The 15,248-nt window shown below is 64.5% G+C and carries 17 protein-coding genes; 6 read left to right on the top strand and 11 right to left on the bottom strand.

All coding sequences use genetic code 11. From position 1 onward, the window contains the following. Window positions 1–36: 36 nt before the first annotated feature. On the bottom strand, window positions 37–822 hold the full coding sequence (gene nth, locus J6525_RS05005) for an endonuclease III (RefSeq protein ID WP_225642481.1): 786 nt from the start codon (window positions 820–822) through the stop codon (window positions 37–39). Between the two features lie 22 nt (window positions 823–844). Here nth and J6525_RS05000 point away from each other — a divergent pair, with 22 nt between their 5' ends. Both J6525_RS05000 and J6525_RS04995 read left to right on the top strand, forming a co-directional pair. Then, window positions 845–1,405 (top strand): DUF2244 domain-containing protein, encoded by a 561-nt coding sequence (locus tag J6525_RS05000; RefSeq protein ID WP_225642479.1) that lies wholly within the window; start codon window positions 845–847, stop codon window positions 1,403–1,405. 112 nt (window positions 1,406–1,517) lie between these two features. Then, window positions 1,518–2,414: a methylated-DNA--[protein]-cysteine S-methyltransferase gene (locus tag J6525_RS04995; RefSeq protein WP_028335763.1), complete on the top strand. Its 897-nt coding sequence runs from the start codon at window positions 1,518–1,520 to the stop codon at window positions 2,412–2,414. A 124-nt stretch (window positions 2,415–2,538) separates the two neighbouring features. Here the strand turns inward: J6525_RS04995 and J6525_RS04990 are convergent, their stop codons facing one another. The 8 genes from J6525_RS04990 to dnaK all read right to left on the bottom strand — a co-directional run bounded on the left by J6525_RS04990 (window position 2,539) and on the right by dnaK (window position 9,657). Beyond that, complete coding sequence (locus J6525_RS04990) at window positions 2,539–3,162, bottom strand: 2,3-bisphosphoglycerate-dependent phosphoglycerate mutase (RefSeq protein ID WP_028341753.1); 624 nt, start codon at window positions 3,160–3,162, stop codon at window positions 2,539–2,541. A gap of 47 nt (window positions 3,163–3,209) precedes the next feature. After that, on the bottom strand, window positions 3,210–4,022 hold the full coding sequence (dapB, locus tag J6525_RS04985) for a 4-hydroxy-tetrahydrodipicolinate reductase (RefSeq protein ID WP_016841511.1): 813 nt from the start codon (window positions 4,020–4,022) through the stop codon (window positions 3,210–3,212). A gap of 71 nt (window positions 4,023–4,093) precedes the next feature. Then, window positions 4,094–4,390: a DUF1330 domain-containing protein gene (locus J6525_RS04980; protein ID WP_057020363.1), complete on the bottom strand. Its 297-nt coding sequence runs from the start codon at window positions 4,388–4,390 to the stop codon at window positions 4,094–4,096. Window positions 4,391–4,411: 21 nt separating this feature from the next. After that, complete coding sequence (pyrF, locus tag J6525_RS04975) at window positions 4,412–5,122, bottom strand: orotidine-5'-phosphate decarboxylase (protein WP_225642477.1); 711 nt, start codon at window positions 5,120–5,122, stop codon at window positions 4,412–4,414. A gap of 6 nt (window positions 5,123–5,128) precedes the next feature. Continuing rightward, window positions 5,129–5,707, bottom strand: a complete 579-nt coding sequence (locus J6525_RS04970; protein WP_225642475.1) for an NADPH-dependent FMN reductase — start codon at window positions 5,705–5,707, stop codon at window positions 5,129–5,131. 48 nt (window positions 5,708–5,755) lie between these two features. Next, on the bottom strand, window positions 5,756–6,358 hold the full coding sequence (locus J6525_RS04965) for a class I SAM-dependent methyltransferase (RefSeq protein ID WP_092081154.1): 603 nt from the start codon (window positions 6,356–6,358) through the stop codon (window positions 5,756–5,758). A 99-nt stretch (window positions 6,359–6,457) separates the two neighbouring features. Continuing rightward, complete coding sequence (gene dnaJ, locus J6525_RS04960; RefSeq protein WP_057020359.1) at window positions 6,458–7,585, bottom strand: molecular chaperone DnaJ; 1,128 nt, start codon at window positions 7,583–7,585, stop codon at window positions 6,458–6,460. A gap of 170 nt (window positions 7,586–7,755) precedes the next feature. Next, entirely contained in the window at window positions 7,756–9,657 is a 1,902-nt protein-coding gene (dnaK, locus tag J6525_RS04955; RefSeq protein WP_026192053.1) for a molecular chaperone DnaK, read from the bottom strand. A gap of 566 nt (window positions 9,658–10,223) precedes the next feature. Between dnaK and J6525_RS04950 the strand changes: the two genes are divergently transcribed. From J6525_RS04950 to J6525_RS04935, 4 genes are all read left to right on the top strand, one after another. Beyond that, window positions 10,224–11,159 carry a hypothetical protein gene (locus tag J6525_RS04950; RefSeq protein ID WP_092081157.1) on the top strand — a complete coding sequence of 312 codons (936 nt, stop codon included), beginning with the start codon at window positions 10,224–10,226 and terminating at the stop codon, window positions 11,157–11,159. Window positions 11,160–11,243: 84 nt separating this feature from the next. After that, window positions 11,244–11,954, top strand: a complete 711-nt coding sequence (gene pncA, locus J6525_RS04945; RefSeq protein ID WP_225642473.1) for a bifunctional nicotinamidase/pyrazinamidase — start codon at window positions 11,244–11,246, stop codon at window positions 11,952–11,954. Window positions 11,955–11,976: 22 nt separating this feature from the next. Further along, window positions 11,977–12,831, top strand: a complete 855-nt coding sequence (locus J6525_RS04940) for an AraC family transcriptional regulator (protein ID WP_225642471.1) — start codon at window positions 11,977–11,979, stop codon at window positions 12,829–12,831. 68 nt (window positions 12,832–12,899) lie between these two features. After that, window positions 12,900–13,325 (top strand): VOC family protein, encoded by a 426-nt coding sequence (locus tag J6525_RS04935; RefSeq protein WP_028341762.1) that lies wholly within the window; start codon window positions 12,900–12,902, stop codon window positions 13,323–13,325. Window positions 13,326–13,374: 49 nt separating this feature from the next. Here J6525_RS04935 and grpE read toward each other — a convergent pair whose 3' ends face one another. Both grpE and hrcA read right to left on the bottom strand, forming a co-directional pair. Next, the gene (gene grpE, locus J6525_RS04930) at window positions 13,375–13,980 is read right to left on the bottom strand and encodes a nucleotide exchange factor GrpE (protein WP_028341763.1); all 606 of its coding nucleotides are present in this window, start codon (window positions 13,978–13,980) and stop codon (window positions 13,375–13,377) included. Between the two features lie 165 nt (window positions 13,981–14,145). After that, window positions 14,146–15,234 carry a heat-inducible transcriptional repressor HrcA gene (hrcA, locus tag J6525_RS04925; protein WP_092081165.1) on the bottom strand — a complete coding sequence of 363 codons (1,089 nt, stop codon included), beginning with the start codon at window positions 15,232–15,234 and terminating at the stop codon, window positions 14,146–14,148. Window positions 15,235–15,248 lie beyond the last annotated feature (14 nt).

Here is a 15,248-nt window from a genome sequence, read left to right as displayed (position 1 = left end):
CGGACGAACCTATTAGCACATGACGACGATCATGCCTCAGACGGTCTTTTCCGGCCACCGGCAGAGATCGTTGATCAGACACACTTCGCAACGTGGACCGCGGGCGAGGCAGGTGTAGCGGCCATGCAGGATCAGCCAGTGATGGGCGTGCAGCATGAACTCGGTCGGGATCACCTTTTCCAATCCCAGCTCGACCTCGAGCGGCGTTTTGCCAGGCGCGAGCCCGGTGCGGTTGCCGACGCGAAACACATGGGTGTCGACCGCCATCGTGTGCTCGCCGAATGCCATATTGAGCACGACATTCGCGGTCTTGCGGCCGGCGCCGGGCAGCGATTCGATCTCAGCACGCGTGCGCGGCACCTCGCCGCCGAACTCGGCGATCAGCTTCTGCGAGAGCGCGATGACGTTCTTCGCCTTGTTGCGATAGAGCCCGATGGTCTTGATGTAGTCGCGCACCCTGTCCTCGCCGAGTTCAAGCATCTTCTCCGGCGTGTCGGCGACCGCGAACAGCGCTCGCGTCGCCTTGTTGACGCCGGCGTCGGTCGCCTGCGCCGACAGCACCACCGCAACCAGCAGCGTGTAGGGATTGAGGTGCTCGAGCTCGCCCTTGGGCTCGGGATTGGCTTTGCGGAACCGGTCGAAAGCCTCGTAGACCTCCTCCGATGTCCATGGCTTCGGCTTTACCGTTCGCTTGGCGGCCTTCTTGGCCGCCTTCTTTGCCCCGCGTTTGGGCAGCAGCCTTGCCGCTTTCGCAGGCTTCTTCTTCGGAGCAGATCGAACGCTTGATGTGTTGGCGCGTTGAGAGCGGATGATTTTGGCCATGAACCGGATATACTGATACGTCATGACCGCAGGCAACGACTTTGATCCGGGCGAAGACCTCAGGGCCAATGACCTCGCGGCTGATGTCGCTGAGGCCGAGCCCAAACTGTTCTCGGCATTGCTGACGCCGCACCGCTCGCTGAATCGCACCGGCTTTATCGTGCTGATGTCGTTCGTCACCGTGGTCAGCTTCATCGCCGGCGCGGTGTTCTGGTGGCTCGGCGCCTGGCCGATCTTCGGCTTCTTCGGCCTCGACGCGCTGGTGATCTATTGGGCGTTCAAGGTCAATTTCCGCTCCGCCAAGGCGAGCGAGGAGATCACCGTCACACCGTCGGAACTGCGGGTGCGCAGGATCAGCCATCGCGGCCATGTGGCCGAATGGGTGCTCAATCCGCTCTGGGTGCGGTTCGAACAGATCTCGCATGAGGAGTTCGGTATCGAGCGGCTCTATCTGGTCTCCCGGGGCCGCCGGGTCAGCGTTGGCAGCTTCCTCGGACCGGACGAAAAGGCCAGCTTCTCCAAGGCCTTGACGGCGGCGCTCAACGCCGCGAAACGCGGCCCGACTTACAACCCCATCCACTAGTCGAGCTTACTTTTGAGCATGATCTCGTCGGAAAACCGGTCCCCACTTTTCCGGATCATGCTTGTCAGAAATCGGGTGGTTTGGAGGCGCCATGGCTCCTAAATCAGACACCATGATGACACTCGCCATACACGACCAGCGCCTGGCCAAGCCGGGCCTCCAGAGCGCCGCGCTGCGCGACTATGATTCGGTTCGGCGCGCCATCGCGTTCATCTCGGAGCATTGGCGCACGCAGCCGACCATCGAAGCGATGGCCGATGCCGCCGCCGTCACGCCGGATGAATTGCACCATCTGTTCCGCCGCTGGGCCGGGCTGACGCCGAAGGCTTTCATGCAGGCGCTGACCCTGGACCACGCCAAGAACCTGCTGCGCGATTCCGCCAGCGTGCTCGATGCGGCACTCGACTCCGGCCTGTCAGGGCCGGGACGGCTGCACGACCTGTTCGTCACGCATGAGGCGATGTCGCCGGGCGAATGGAAGACCGGCGCCGGCGGCATGACGCTGCGCTACGGCTTCCATCCCTCGCCGTTCGGCACCGCGATCGTGATCGCGACGGATCGCGGGCTTGCGGGGCTTGCCTTCGCCGATCACGGCGACGAGCAGACCGCATTCGCCGACATGAAGCGGCGCTGGCCGAACGCGACCTATGTCGAGGACACCGACGGCACCACCGCGCTGGCGCAGCGCGTGTTCGATACAAGGTTGTGGCGGGCGGACCAGCCGCTGCGCGTCGTCTTGATCGGCACCGACTTCGAGGTGCGAGTGTGGGAGACGCTGCTCAAGGTCCCGATGGGCCGCGCGGTCAGCTACTCCGACATCGCCTGCAAGATCAACAGCCCGAAAGCCTCGCGCGCGGTCGGCGCTGCGGTCGGCCGCAATCCGGTGTCGTTCGTGGTGCCCTGCCATCGCGCACTCGGCAAGAGCGGCGCGCTGACCGGCTATCACTGGGGCATCACCCGCAAGCAGGCGATGCTGGGCTGGGAAGCCGGCCAGGTCGGATTGCACTAACCTCTATCTCGTCATTCCGGGATGGTCCGAAGGACCAGACCTCAGGTGCGCAGTTGCGCACCGGGGAATCTCGAGATTCCGGGTTCGATGCTGCGCATCGCCCCGGAATGACAACATCAAACCTCTACCCCGCGAGATCGACCTTGGACGCAACGGTGGAATCGGCATTGAGCCGATAGACCACCGGCGCGCCGGTCGCGAGTTCGCGCTTGAGGATCTGCTCCGGCGTCAGCTTCTCCAGCACCATGATTAGCGCGCGCAGCGAATTGCCGTGGGCGGCGATCAGCGTGCGCTGGCCGCGCAGCACGCCGGGCAGGATCTCCTGCACGTAATAAGGCAGCGTGCGCGCCAGCGTATCCTTCAGGCTTTCACCGCCGGGTGGCGGCACGTCGTAGGAACGGCGCCAGATCAGAACCTGATCCTCGCCCCACTTCTTGCGCGCGTCGTCCTTGTTGAGGCCGGAGAGATCACCGTAATCGCGTTCGTTGAGCGCAAGGTTCTTCGTGGTCGGCAAACCGGTCTGGCCGATCTGCTCCAGCATCAGCTTCAGCGTGTGCTGCGCACGGGTAAGATCGGAGGTGAACGCGACATCAAACGACAGGCCCTGCGCCTTCAGCTTGCGGCCGGCCTCGTTCGCTTCGTTGACGCCCTGCTCGGTGAGATCAGGGTCCTTCCACCCGGTGAACAGGTTCTTCAGATTCCAGTCGCTCTGACCGTGACGAACGAGCACAAGGAGACGATCACTCATTTCAGATTCCGTTTTCGCTTAGCTGGATTTCATTCCGTCGAGCGGTGTCAGTCGCTCAACCCGAGGACGTCGGCCATCGAATACATGCCGGGCTTCTTGCCATGCGCCCACAGCGCTGCCTTCAGCGCGCCCTGCGCGAACAGCGCGCGATCCTCTGCATGGTGCGAGAGCGTGATGCGCTCGGAGGGGCCGGCAAAGATCACGCTGTGATCGCCGGCCGCAGTGCCGCCGCGCAACGAGGCAAAGCCGATATCGCCCGCGCGCCGCGCACCGGTGAGGCCATCGCGGCCGCGCGCCGAATGCTGATCGAGCGCGATTCCGCGTCCCGCGGCCGCGGCTTCGCCGAGCATCAAGGCAGTGCCCGACGGCGCATCGATCTTGGACTTGTGGTGCATCTCGAGAATTTCGATGTCGAAGCTCTGGTCGAGCGATTGCGCGACGCGCTTGACCAGCGCGGCGAGCAGATTGACACCAAGGCTCATATTGCCTGATTTCACCACGATGGCGCGGTTGGTCACGCTGCGGATCACCGCATCGTCGGACGGCGACATCCCGGTGGTGCCGATGACGTGAACGAGGCCGCGCTCGGCCGCGATCGCGACGTTGGCGATGGTCGCGGCCGGCACGGTGAAATCCAAGATGCCGTCGGCGCCGGCCGACATCGACCACAGATCGGCCGACAGCTTGACGTCATTGGCGGGGAGGCCGGCGAGCACGCCGGCGTCCTTGCCGAGCAGTTCCGAGCCCGGCGCTTCCAGCGCGCCGACCAGCACCGCCCCCGGGGTTTCGGAAATCACCCGGGTCAGCGTGCGGCCCATCCGGCCGCCGGCTCCCGCAACGATCAAACGCATGTCAGCCATGGCTCACCTCTCCACGCGATATAGCGAGCCAAGGCTGTTCCGGCAACCGAACCGGCTACCCGATGTGCGGACTATGGGCTGTCGTGCCCCTCGATGATGATGAGGTCGGCGATCGAATGCGGCTGCCGCACCTTGATGTTGGCTTGGTATTCCGGCGATTGGTAGCAAGCGAGCGCGGTCGCGTAATCGGGGAATTCGATCACGACATTGCGGGAGCGGCTCTGGCCCTCCACGCCGGTGAACTTGCCACCGCGAACGATGAACTTGCCGCCGAATTTCTGGAAGATGGCGGGGTTGGCCGCCATGTAGGGCTTGTAGCCTTCCTCATTGTGAACGTCGACGCGTCCAATCCAGTATCCCTTCGCCATCTCTGTTCTCCCTCTTGTTGTTCAGGCGAGCGCCTGGGCGATTTCGGCGTGAATGGCTTCGGCTGATGCCTTCGGGTCGGCGGCTTCCATCACCGGACGTCCGACCACCAGATAGTCGGCGCCGGCGGCGATGGCGCGGGCCGGCGTCATGATGCGCTTCTGATCGCCGGTCGCCGAGCCTGCGGGGCGGATGCCTGGCGTCACCAGGTTCATCTGATCGCCGACGATCTTGCGCAAGGCGGCGGCCTCCTCCGGCGAGCTGACGAGCCCGTCAACACCGAGCGCCTGCGCCTGTTTGGCGCGCGCTTCGACGAGATCGGAGACGTTGAGGCGATAGCCCGCCGCATGCAGATCGGTGTCGTCGTAGGAGGTCAGCACCGTCACCGCGAGGATCTTCAGGCCGGAGCCGGCGCGGGCCTCGACCGCCGCCTTCATGGTCTGCGGGTAGGCATGCACGGTGAGGAAGGTCGCGCCAAGCCCGGCGACGCTTTCGACCCCGCGCGCGACGGTGTTGCCGATGTCGTGCAGCTTCAGATCGAGGAAGACCTTCTTGGCGCTGCCTGCAAGCTGCTTCGCCAGGATGAGGCCGCCGGCATAACCGAGCTGATAGCCGATCTTGTAGAAGGTGACGGCATCGCCTAGCCGGTCGATCATCGCCTCGGCGCTGGCGACAGACGGCAGATCGAGCGCCACGATCAACCGGTCTCTTGGAGCGATCCTGGCTGGCTGCATGTCACCTCACATCATGCGTTGGGATTGGTCGATCAGCTGCCGCACCAGCGCCTGCATCGCGTCGATGTCGGCCTGGTGCTTCAGATGATCCATATCGTCATAGGCCTGCTCGGCAAATGACAGCGCGAGCTGGTTCGGGATCACGGTGGCGCGGCACGCCGTCAGGATCAGGCGCAGCGCAGCCAGCGCGCGGGTGCCGCCGAGCCGGTTGCCGGATGCGGCTGAAATCGCGAACGCGCGGCCGTGGAACACCTGACCTCGCACCTCATGCGGATCCTGCACGCGGCTCACCCAGTCGATCGTGTTCTTCACCAGCGCCGGCACCGAGGAATTGTATTCCGGCGTCACGATCAGCACGCCATGATGGACGCCGATCATCCGCTTCAGATTCACGGCATGCTGCGGCACGCCGGATTTCGCCTGCAGGTCGCCATCATAGATCGGCAGCGGATAATCGCCGAGCGAGATGCGGGTGACGTCGGCGCCGGATTGCGCCAGTTCGTGCGCCAGCACGGCAGCCAGCTTGGCATTGAGCGAGCCTGACCGAAGCGATCCGGGGATCACGAGGATTTTCAGCGCGGACATTTTGAAATCGCAGGTAAGGCGCACGCCCGGCGCGACGGCGCCGGATGCTCAGCCCTTGCGATACACCCAGACCCGCGCGGGCGGAAGGTTCATCCAGATCCGCTCGGAGGCCTCTGTGGACACGCCCGGCAGCGACTTCGGAATCGGAGGCACCACCGAATAGGTGAACTGAATGAACGGCGCGCCGGGTGCGAGCGCCAGGAAGGCGTCACGGACCAGCCTCAGGCGGGTCAGCATAGGCTTGGTGACGAGCGGCAGGCCGGAGACCACGGCCGAGGCGGGAGATTTCATGACATCCCACAGCGTGTCGCGGAGCCTGTAGGCGTCGCCCTGGACCACCTTGGCCTGCGGATAGCGTTCGCGCAGCAAGGCGCAGAAGCCGGGATTGTATTCGACCAGGACGAGACGCTTCTGATCCACGCCGTGCTCGATCAGCGCGTTGGTAATCGCCCCGGTGCCGGGTCCAAGTTCGACGACCGGCCCCTCGGCGTCGGGATCGACATATTGCGCCATGGTGCGGGCGAGCAGCCGTCCGGACGGCATCACCGCGCCCATATGCAGCGGCTTCTCCATCCATGAACGGAGAAATCGAACCTCGTCGTCGAGACGGAGGGGCTTCTTCGACGCACGCACGGACGATTGCAAAGGCATGTCGCTACCAGGCGGGGACCGCACAATCGAGCGGTTGTCAGAAAACAGTCACAAAGACGTATAGGTCGAAGTCGTTACGGTCAAGCATAACGACTGCGGCTAGACGGAGCGATTGCCAAAGAAGTCCTTGACCTTAGAGAAGAAACCCGCGGCCTCCGGCTGGGTTGCGCCGGACGACAGCTTTTCGAACTCCATCAGCAGTTCTTGCTGCTTCTTGGTCAGATTCTGCGGCGTTTCGACCACGACCTGGACATACATGTCGCCGGTCTGGCGCGAACGGAGCACCGGCATACCCTTTGATGCGATGCGGAATCGCCGGCTGGACTGGGTGCCGGCCGGCACCTTCACCTTGGTCTTGCCCTTGTCGATGGTCGGCACCTCGAATTCACCGCCGAGCGCTGCGGTCACCATCGAAATCGGCACGCGGCAGTGCAGGTCGGCGCCGTCGCGCTGGAAGAACTGGTGCGTGGTCAGCGACAGGAAGATGTAGAGGTCGCCGGGCGGCCCGCCGCGAACACCGGCCTCGCCTTCACCGGCGAGACGAATGCGGGTGCCGTCCTCGACGCCCGGGGGAATGTTGACCGACAGCGTGCGCTCGCGCGTCACCCGGCCGGAACCGGCGCAGGAGGTGCAGGCATCCTCGATCATCTGGCCGCGGCCCTGACAGCCGGGACAGGTCCGCTCCAGCGTGAAGAAGCCCTGGGCCTGCCGGATACGGCCGGCGCCGCCGCAATGTGAGCACGTCTTCGGCTTGGTACCGGCCTTGGCGCCGGTGCCCGAGCAGGATTCGCAGGTGACCGAGACCGGGATCTCGATCTGCGCGGTCTTGCCCTGGAAGGCCTCCTCGAGCGTGATCTCCATGTTGTAGCGCAGGTCGGCGCCGCGCTCGCGGCCACCGCCGCGGCGCTGCCCGGCCATGCCGAACAGGTCTTCGAAAATGTCGGAGAAGGATGAGGCGAAGCCGGCGCCGAAGCCGGGACCGCCGCCGCCCATGCCCTGCTCGAAAGCGGCATGGCCGAAGCGGTCATAGGCGGCGCGCTTGTCGCCGTCCTTCAGCACCTCATAGGCTTCGTTGATTTCCTTGAACCGGACTTCGCTGGTGGCGTCGCCCGGATTCTTGTCCGGATGCCATTTCATCGCGAGCTTGCGGAAAGCCGATTTCAGCTTGGTCTCGTCCGCGTTCCGCTCAACCTCGAGGGTCTCGTAATAGCAGCGCTTGGTGGACATCCTTCAATTCCGTCCGAAGTTCATCGCGAACGCCAAAGATTGCGCCAAGGATTGCGTAAAGGATTGCGCCTGTCTGGAAGATGCAGCGATCGCCTTAAAGAAAAATGACCCCCACTCCTCCGAGACGCGGCGCGTGCTCATTGGTGTGAGGGTCATGATCGCAAATCCGCTTAAGCAGACTTCTTGCTGTTCTTGTCGTCGTCGACCTCGGTGAACTCCGCGTCGACAACGTCATCCTTAGCAGCGTCCTTGGCCGCATCGGCCTCGGCCTGCTGCTTGTACATGGCCTCGCCGAGCTTCATCGAAGCCTGCGCCAGCGTGTTGGTCTTGGCCTTGATCGCCTCGGCGTCGTCGCCCTTCAGCGCTTCCTTGAGGTCGCTGACGGCGTCTTCGATCGCGCGGCGCTCGGTGTCGGCGATCTTCGAACCGTGTTCGGCCAGAGCCTTCTCGGTCGAGTGAACCAGCCCGTCGGCATGGTTCTTGGCGTCGACAGCCTCGCGGCGCTTCTTGTCCTCGGCCGCGTTGACCTCGGCGTCCTTGACCATCTTGTCGATGTCGGCTTCGGACAGACCGCCGGATGCCTGGATCCGGATCTGCTGTTCCTTGCCGGTCGCCTTGTCCTTGGCCGAGACGTTGACGATACCGTTGGCGTCGATGTCGAAGGTCACCTCGATCTGCGGCATGCCGCGCGGAGCCGGCGGAATACCCATCAGGTCGAACTGGCCGAGCATCTTGTTGTCGGCCGCCATTTCACGCTCGCCCTGGAAGACCCGGATGGTGACAGCGCCCTGATTGTCTTCGGCGGTCGAGAACACCTGGCTCTTCTTGGTCGGGATCGTGGTGTTGCGGTCGATGATGCGGGTGAACACACCGCCCAGCGTCTCGATGCCCAGCGACAGCGGGGTCACGTCGAGCAGCAGCACGTCCTTGACATCGCCCTGCAGCACGCCGGCCTGGATCGCAGCGCCGATCGCGACGACCTCGTCGGGATTGACGCCCTTATGCGGCTCCTTGCCGAAGAACTGCTTCACGACTTCCTGGATCTTCGGCATGCGGGTCATGCCGCCGACCAGCACCACTTCGCCGATCTCGCCGGCGGTCAGGCCGGCATCCTTCAGCGCCTTGCGGCATGGCTCGATGGTCTTCTCGACGAGATCGGCCACCAGCGCCTCGAACTTGGCGCGGGTCAGCTTCATCGTCAGATGCTTCGGACCGGTCTGGTCAGCCGTGATGAACGGCAGGTTGATTTCGGTCTGCGTGGTCGACGACAGCTCGATCTTGGCCTTCTCCGCAGCTTCCTTCAGGCGCTGCAGGGCAAGCTTGTCGTTGCGCAGGTTGATGCCCTGCTCCTTCTGGAATTCGTCGGCGAGATAGCCGACCAGGCGCATGTCGAAATCTTCACCGCCCAGGAAGGTGTCGCCGTTGGTCGACTTCACCTCGAACACGCCGTCGCCGATCTCGAGGATCGAGACGTCGAAGGTGCCGCCGCCGAGGTCGTACACGGCGATCGTGCCGGACTTCGACTTGTCGAGACCGTAGGCGAGCGCGGCAGCCGTCGGCTCGTTGATGATGCGCAGCACTTCGAGGCCGGCGATCTTGCCGGCGTCCTTGGTGGCCTGACGCTGCGCGTCGTTGAAATAGGCGGGAACCGTGATGACGGCCTGCTCGACCTTCTGGCCGAGATGCGCCTCAGCGGTCTCCTTCATCTTCTGCAGAATGAAGGCCGAGACCTGCGAGGGCGAATAGGTCTTGCCATCGGCTTCGACCCAGGCGTCGCCGTTCGATGCCTTTACGATCTTGTAGGGAACGAGCTTCTTGTCCTTCTCGACCATCGGGTCGTCATAGCGGCGGCCAATGAGGCGCTTCACCGCAAAGAACGTACGCTCGGGATTGGTCACCGCCTGGCGCTTCGCCGGCTGGCCGACGAGGCGCTCGCCATCGTCAGTGAAAGCAACGATCGACGGCGTCGTTCGCATGCCCTCGGCATTCTCGATCACCTTGGCGTTCTTGCCATCCATTACGGCGACGCACGAATTCGTGGTGCCGAGGTCGATCCCAATGACCTTACCCATGGTTTTGATATCCTCTTTGCTACGGCAGGTTGGTTGGGCCCTGACGGCGCTCCGTACCGAACCCCCAGACGTTCACATACTCGCGATATTGCGACGGTGAGCCTGATATAGGAGAGAGGGTCCTGCCCGCAAGGACTGGACGCAACGTTGAGGCCTGAAAAGACTGACGTTTGAAAGATTGTGTCAGCCCGGCTGCAGCGCCGGTTCAAGCCCGATCCAAGTTAACAAATCGGCAATGATGCGGCACGCCGTCGACCGCGAACATCCGCCACGCGACGTCCGCGCTGTTGAGTGAACACTCACAAACGTCGTATGCGGAAGCGGGCGCAGGCCGAGGGCGCGCTGTTTGGCCGCTGGTGGCCGATCGTCGGAAACGTCGGGAAACTGGAAAGTGCCAGCCAATCGGGACGAAAAGCCCATGGAATCGGGCCTGCAGGCCCGGAGCGCGGCTTTGGCGGCCTGTTGCAGGGTCATCAAAACCGCTAAAAGCGGTCCGACTGAAAGAGGCCATCCAGCCCTGCACCGGCCCCGTTGCGCGGCCACCAAGCAAAACCGGTAGATTCCCCATGACGCCTTTTCGACTTCTCGTTGCGGTTGCCTTGCTGCTTGCTGCCACCTGTCGTGGCTTTGCCGCCGACGTGGTGTTTCCGCCGGGCGCGCATGTCGGGATGAAGCCGCTGGTGGGCCTCAACCGCGCCAAGTCGTTCATCGGCTTCGAGACCGAGGACCAGGGCGTGAAGGTCTTGATCGCCGATCTGCCCGCGGACGCCTACAACGAGGTCGTGAGCGCCTTCAAGGCCAACCCGGCTGGTAGCGGAAACATCAAGCCGGAGAGCCTCGAGACGCCGGCCGGCCTCGCCTATTACACCGTGGAGAGCGCGCGTGACGGCACCACCAATGTGCGGCGCTATTCCATGATCCTGCCGGGACCGACCTTCTCCGGCTATGTCGCGGTCCAGGTGCCGGAGAACGCCAGCAAGATCTACACCGACGACGCCGTGCGGCAGATGTTCGCCACCGCCCAGATCCGCAACGAGGTGCCGGTCGACGAACAGCTCGGCATGATGCCGTTCAAGGTCACCGAGCTCAGCAGCTTCAAGAATGTCCGCATGCTGGCGCCGGGCGCCGCGCTGCTGATGGCTGACGGCGACGACAAGGGCCTTGAGACCAAGCCCTTTATGCTGCTTGGCATCATCGGCTCGGCCCCGGCCACACCGGATGATCGCGGCCGCTTCGCCCAGCAGATCGCCACCACGATCCCCGGCGTGCGCGACGGGCGGATCACCATGTCCGAACCGATCCGGATCGACGGCCAGCCCGGCTTCGAGACGCGCATCGACGCCGTCAGCGGCAAGGACAATACCCCGGTGACCATCGTGCAGTGGCTGCGGTTCGGCGCGCAGACATCGATGCGCATCATCGGCAGCTCCCCGCGCACCGATTGGGAGAAGGCCTTCCCGCGCTTCCGCGCGGTGCGCGACGGCATCCAGCCGCGCAGCTGACAGGCCCGCCGAAAAATCGGACTTTCGCAGCTCCACGAACGGAACTAGCCTCCTCGCGCTGTTATCAGAGCGAGGAGGGGCGCGATGTTGGATCGACGACAGGTCGTTGCAGGGCTCGGTACACTGGCGCTTGCCGCGCTGGTTCCAAAACACCTCTGGGCGGCTGCGATCAAGCCCGACGACGGCTCCGCGCTGCTCGTGATCGACGTCCAGAACTGCTTCCTGCCCGGCGGCAGCCTCGCGGTGAAAGACGGCGAGCAGGTGGTGCCGGTGATCAACCGGATCGCCAAGAGCTTTGCCAATGTGGTGATGACGCAGGACTGGCACACGCCCGGACACATCTCCTTTGCCTCGACCCATTCCGGCAAGAAGCCGTTCGAGATCGTCGATCTTGCCTATGGCAAGCAGGTGCTGTGGCCCGACCACTGCGTCCAGGGTACCGACGGCGCCTCGCTGTCGAAGGAACTCGCGATCCCGCAGGCCGAGCTGATCATCCGCAAGGGTTTTCACAAGGACGTCGACAGCTACTCCGCCTTCACCGAGGCCGACGGCAAGACCACCACCGGGCTCGCCGCCTATCTGAAGGCGCGCAACGTCGAGCGGGTTTTCGTGGCCGGGCTCGCCACCGATTTCTGCGTGGCATGGACCGCGCTCGATGCGCGCAAGGCCGGCTTCGAGACCTATGTGGTGGAAGATGCCTGTCGCGGCATCGACACCCAGGGATCGCTCGCCAAGGCCTGGGACGACATGGCCAAGGCTGGCGTCAAGCGCATCCAGTCCTCGGATATCGCGTAAGACGCAGCCTCGCGAGATTCGCATGGCCGAGTCTACGTCACCTCTTGCATTCGATCTCGCGCAGCGCCTGCCATCGCCGCGCCTGGCGGGCCTGATCGTCCGGATCACCGGTTATCGCGAGACCGCGACGGGCCGGTTCGCACAACGGCAGACCGCGCCGCTGATCGTCCCGCTGATCATCAGTTTCGGCTCGCCGTTCCTGATCGCGCTGTCGCGCGAGCCCAGTGCGGCCGATCGTCAGCTCAGCTTCGCCGCCGGCCTGCATGCCGGGCCTGTCTACATCGAGTCCGACGGGCGCGCCGCCTGCGTGCAGGTCGATTTCACCCCGCTCGGCGCCTACAGCTTCTTCGGCGGCGTCGTGACCGACCTGGTCGGGCGCATGGTCGATATCGACGATGTGCTCGGCCATGATGGCCGTCGTCTGCGCGAACAGCTCGGCGCCGTGACGTGCTGGCAGCGCCGCTTCGACCTGATCGAGGCGTTCGTGCTGCGGCGCGCCGGCCACATGCCGTCTCCCGAAATCGCGTTCGCCTATCGAAAACTGGCGCGTTCGGCCGGCGCTATCAGCATCACGGCATTGGCCGACGAGATCGGCTGGAGCCGCAAGCATCTGGCCGGCCGGTTTCGGTCCGAACTCGGCCTCGCCCCCAAATCGCTGGCGCGCATGATGCGGTTTCACCGGGCGAGCCGGCTGGCACAAAGCGGCGCTGCGCTTGGCTGGGCGGGGATCGCGGCGGAAAGCGGCTATGCCGACCAGGCCCATCTCGCCCGCGAGTTCGTCGAATTCGCAGGCGAACCGCCAACCGCCTGGGCGCGCCGCCAGGCGCTGACCGACCGCCGGCTGGTTCACGCCGGCGATGGGCTGGCGGACTGGTAACAAACCTTCAAGCCGACGCCGCGTTGCCTCGTGCAGGATGGCGCCGTCAGCCAAGGAGGTGAGCGACCATGACGCACGACATCGAACCGCCCCGCATCTACCCGACCCTGCGCTGCAAGGACGCCGAGGCGATGACCAATTGGCTCACGACGGTGCTTGGGTTCACCGAACACGTCGTCTACCGCGATGGCGGCGTGATCCATCACGCCGAGCTCGCCTATGGTTCCTCGATGCTGATGCTGGGCCAGAGCCGCGACGACGCATATGGCAGGCTGGTCGGCGACCTCGACAACCGCCGCACCGACTCGATCTATATCGCGGTCGACGATCCCGACGCGCTGCACGCGAAGGTCAAGGCTGCCGGCGCCAAGATCGAGATGGAACTGCGCGATACCGACTATGGCAGCCGCGACTTCGCCTGCCGCGATCCGGAAGGAAATCTCTGGAGCTTCGGCACCTATTGGCCGAAGGCACACGAGAAGCCGCGACCGTGAGCCCGCGCAATCCGCGAGCTCACAAACGCGCAGCCGGGATCGGGATGGATCAGGCGGTGATGTCGGCGGTCGGGGCGGCCTTGGCGCCGCCCTTGGAGACGCCGACCAGTGCCGGGCGCAGGATGCGCTCGCCGATCATGTAACCGGCCTGCACGACCTGCACCACGGTGCCCGACGGCACCGACGGATCAGGCACCTCGAACATCGCCTGCTGGAAGTTCGGATCGAACTTCTCGCCGATCGGGTCGAACTTCTTGACGCCGTTCTTCTCCAGCGCGTTGAGCAGCGAACGTTCGGTCAGCTCGACGCCTTCGATCAGCGCCTTCAGGCCGGGATCGGCGGCTTCCTTGGTCTCGGCCGGCACCGCATCGAGCGCGCGCTGCAGGTTGTCGGCGATATCGAGCACGTCGCGGGCAAAGCCGGTGATGCCGTAGGTCTTGGCGTCGGCGACCTCGCGGCGGGTGCGCTGGCGGAGATTCTCCATCTCGGCCAGGGTGCGCAGCGTCCGGTCGCGCGCCTCGGCGAGTTCCTTGGTCAGCGCCTCCGCCGATCCGGCCTCGGGCTCGTCAGGCATGATGTACGGCTTCGAGACCACGGGCTCACCCGTCGGCGCCGAATTCTCGGTGTTGTCATTGGCCCGGTTCGGATCGGTCATGGCTTGCCTTCTCGAAAACTCGCGTCGGTTCAAATCTTGGGGATTGCTTGCCGGGATATCGTGCTTTGGGCGGCGAAAATCAAGCGCAACATACCGGTCTCGGGAACTGGGATCTCCGGCTTGGGTGAAGAAAACCCGTCAAATGAAAGCGAAATCGCCCTCCGGTCAGCCGCCCAGCATCTTGCTGACGATGCGCGCGGCATAATCGACGGTCGGGATCACCCGCGCATAGTTCAGCCGCGTCGGTCCGATCACGCCAAGAACGCCCACGATCCGCCCCTGGGCGTCGCCATAGGGCGCGATGATGGTCGAGGAACCCGACAGCGAGAACAGCTTGTTCTCCGAGCCGATGAAGATCCGCACGCCCTCGCCGCGTTCGGCGCGGCCGAGCAGATCGATCACGCCGCGCTTGGTTTCGAGATCGTCGAACAGCGATTTGATGCGCTCGAGATCGTCGAGCGCATGCAGGTCCTCGAGCAGGTTGGCGTGACCGCGCACGATCAGCTGGCGGTCCTCGTTCTCGCCGCCGGACCAGCTCGCGATGCCCGCCGCGACCACCTTTTGCGTGAGCTGATCGAGCTCGGCGCGATTTTGCGTCAGTGCCGTCTCGAGCTCGAGCCGCGCTTCGGCCAGCGTCCGGCCGCGGATCCGCGCATTGAGGAAATTGGTCGCCTCGGTCAGGGCTGAGGATGGAACACCCGGCGGCAGTGCCAGCACGCGGTTTTCGACCTGGCCGTCTTCGCCGACCAGCACGACCAGCGCCTTTTCCGGCTCCAGCCGGACGAACTCGATGTGCTTCAGCCGCGCATTCGACTTTTGCGTCAGCACCACCGCCGCGGCGCGGGTCAGCCCCGACAGCCGCGTCAAGGCTTCGCCAAGCGCGGCCTCGACGGATTGCCCGCGGCCGACGGCAGCAAGCTGGGTCTGGATCGACTGACGCTCGGCCTCGGTGAGGTCGCCGACCTGCATCAGCGCATCGACGAAGAAGCGCAGCCCGAGTTCGGTCGGCAACCGGCCGGCGGAGGTGTGCGGCGCATAGATCAGGCCGAGCTGCTCGAGATCCGACATCACGTTGCGGACCGAGGCCGGCGACAGCGGTAATGCGATCAGGCGCGAAATGTTGCGCGAACCGACCGGCTCGCCGGTCGCGAGATAGCTTTCGACGATTTGACGAAAAATGTCGCGCGAACGCTCGTTGAGCTGGGCGAGCCCGGCATGCGGCGCGATCAGGCCAATCGGATCGTGGTGAGTCACACTCCAGTCCCTCA

Source organism: Bradyrhizobium australafricanum (assembly GCF_020329495.1).
GTDB lineage: Bacteria > Pseudomonadota > Alphaproteobacteria > Rhizobiales > Xanthobacteraceae > Bradyrhizobium > Bradyrhizobium australafricanum.
This window is presented reverse-complemented; position numbering and strand designations above follow the sequence as displayed.

Coding starts and splice junctions, on each gene's coding strand:
- J6525_RS04965 (WP_092081154.1), bottom strand. CDS start 6,358: ATGCCTTTGCAATCGTCCGTGCGTGCGTCGAAGAAGCCCCTCCGTCTC.
- J6525_RS04950 (WP_092081157.1), top strand. CDS start 10,224: ATGACGCCTTTTCGACTTCTCGTTGCGGTTGCCTTGCTGCTTGCTGCC.
- J6525_RS04940 (WP_225642471.1), top strand. CDS start 11,977: ATGGCCGAGTCTACGTCACCTCTTGCATTCGATCTCGCGCAGCGCCTG.
- J6525_RS04990 (WP_028341753.1), bottom strand. CDS start 3,162: ATGAGTGATCGTCTCCTTGTGCTCGTTCGTCACGGTCAGAGCGACTGG.
- J6525_RS04980 (WP_057020363.1), bottom strand. CDS start 4,390: ATGGCGAAGGGATACTGGATTGGACGCGTCGACGTTCACAATGAGGAA.
- J6525_RS04970 (WP_225642475.1), bottom strand. CDS start 5,707: ATGTCCGCGCTGAAAATCCTCGTGATCCCCGGATCGCTTCGGTCAGGC.
- grpE (WP_028341763.1), bottom strand. CDS start 13,980: ATGACCGATCCGAACCGGGCCAATGACAACACCGAGAATTCGGCGCCG.
- dnaJ (WP_057020359.1), bottom strand. CDS start 7,585: ATGTCCACCAAGCGCTGCTATTACGAGACCCTCGAGGTTGAGCGGAAC.
- dapB (WP_016841511.1), bottom strand. CDS start 4,022: ATGGCTGACATGCGTTTGATCGTTGCGGGAGCCGGCGGCCGGATGGGC.
- J6525_RS04995 (WP_028335763.1), top strand. CDS start 1,518: ATGATGACACTCGCCATACACGACCAGCGCCTGGCCAAGCCGGGCCTC.
- dnaK (WP_026192053.1), bottom strand. CDS start 9,657: ATGGGTAAGGTCATTGGGATCGACCTCGGCACCACGAATTCGTGCGTC.
- pncA (WP_225642473.1), top strand. CDS start 11,244: ATGTTGGATCGACGACAGGTCGTTGCAGGGCTCGGTACACTGGCGCTT.
- J6525_RS05000 (WP_225642479.1), top strand. CDS start 845: ATGACCGCAGGCAACGACTTTGATCCGGGCGAAGACCTCAGGGCCAAT.
- J6525_RS04935 (WP_028341762.1), top strand. CDS start 12,900: ATGACGCACGACATCGAACCGCCCCGCATCTACCCGACCCTGCGCTGC.
- nth (WP_225642481.1), bottom strand. CDS start 822: ATGGCCAAAATCATCCGCTCTCAACGCGCCAACACATCAAGCGTTCGA.
- pyrF (WP_225642477.1), bottom strand. CDS start 5,122: ATGCAGCCAGCCAGGATCGCTCCAAGAGACCGGTTGATCGTGGCGCTC.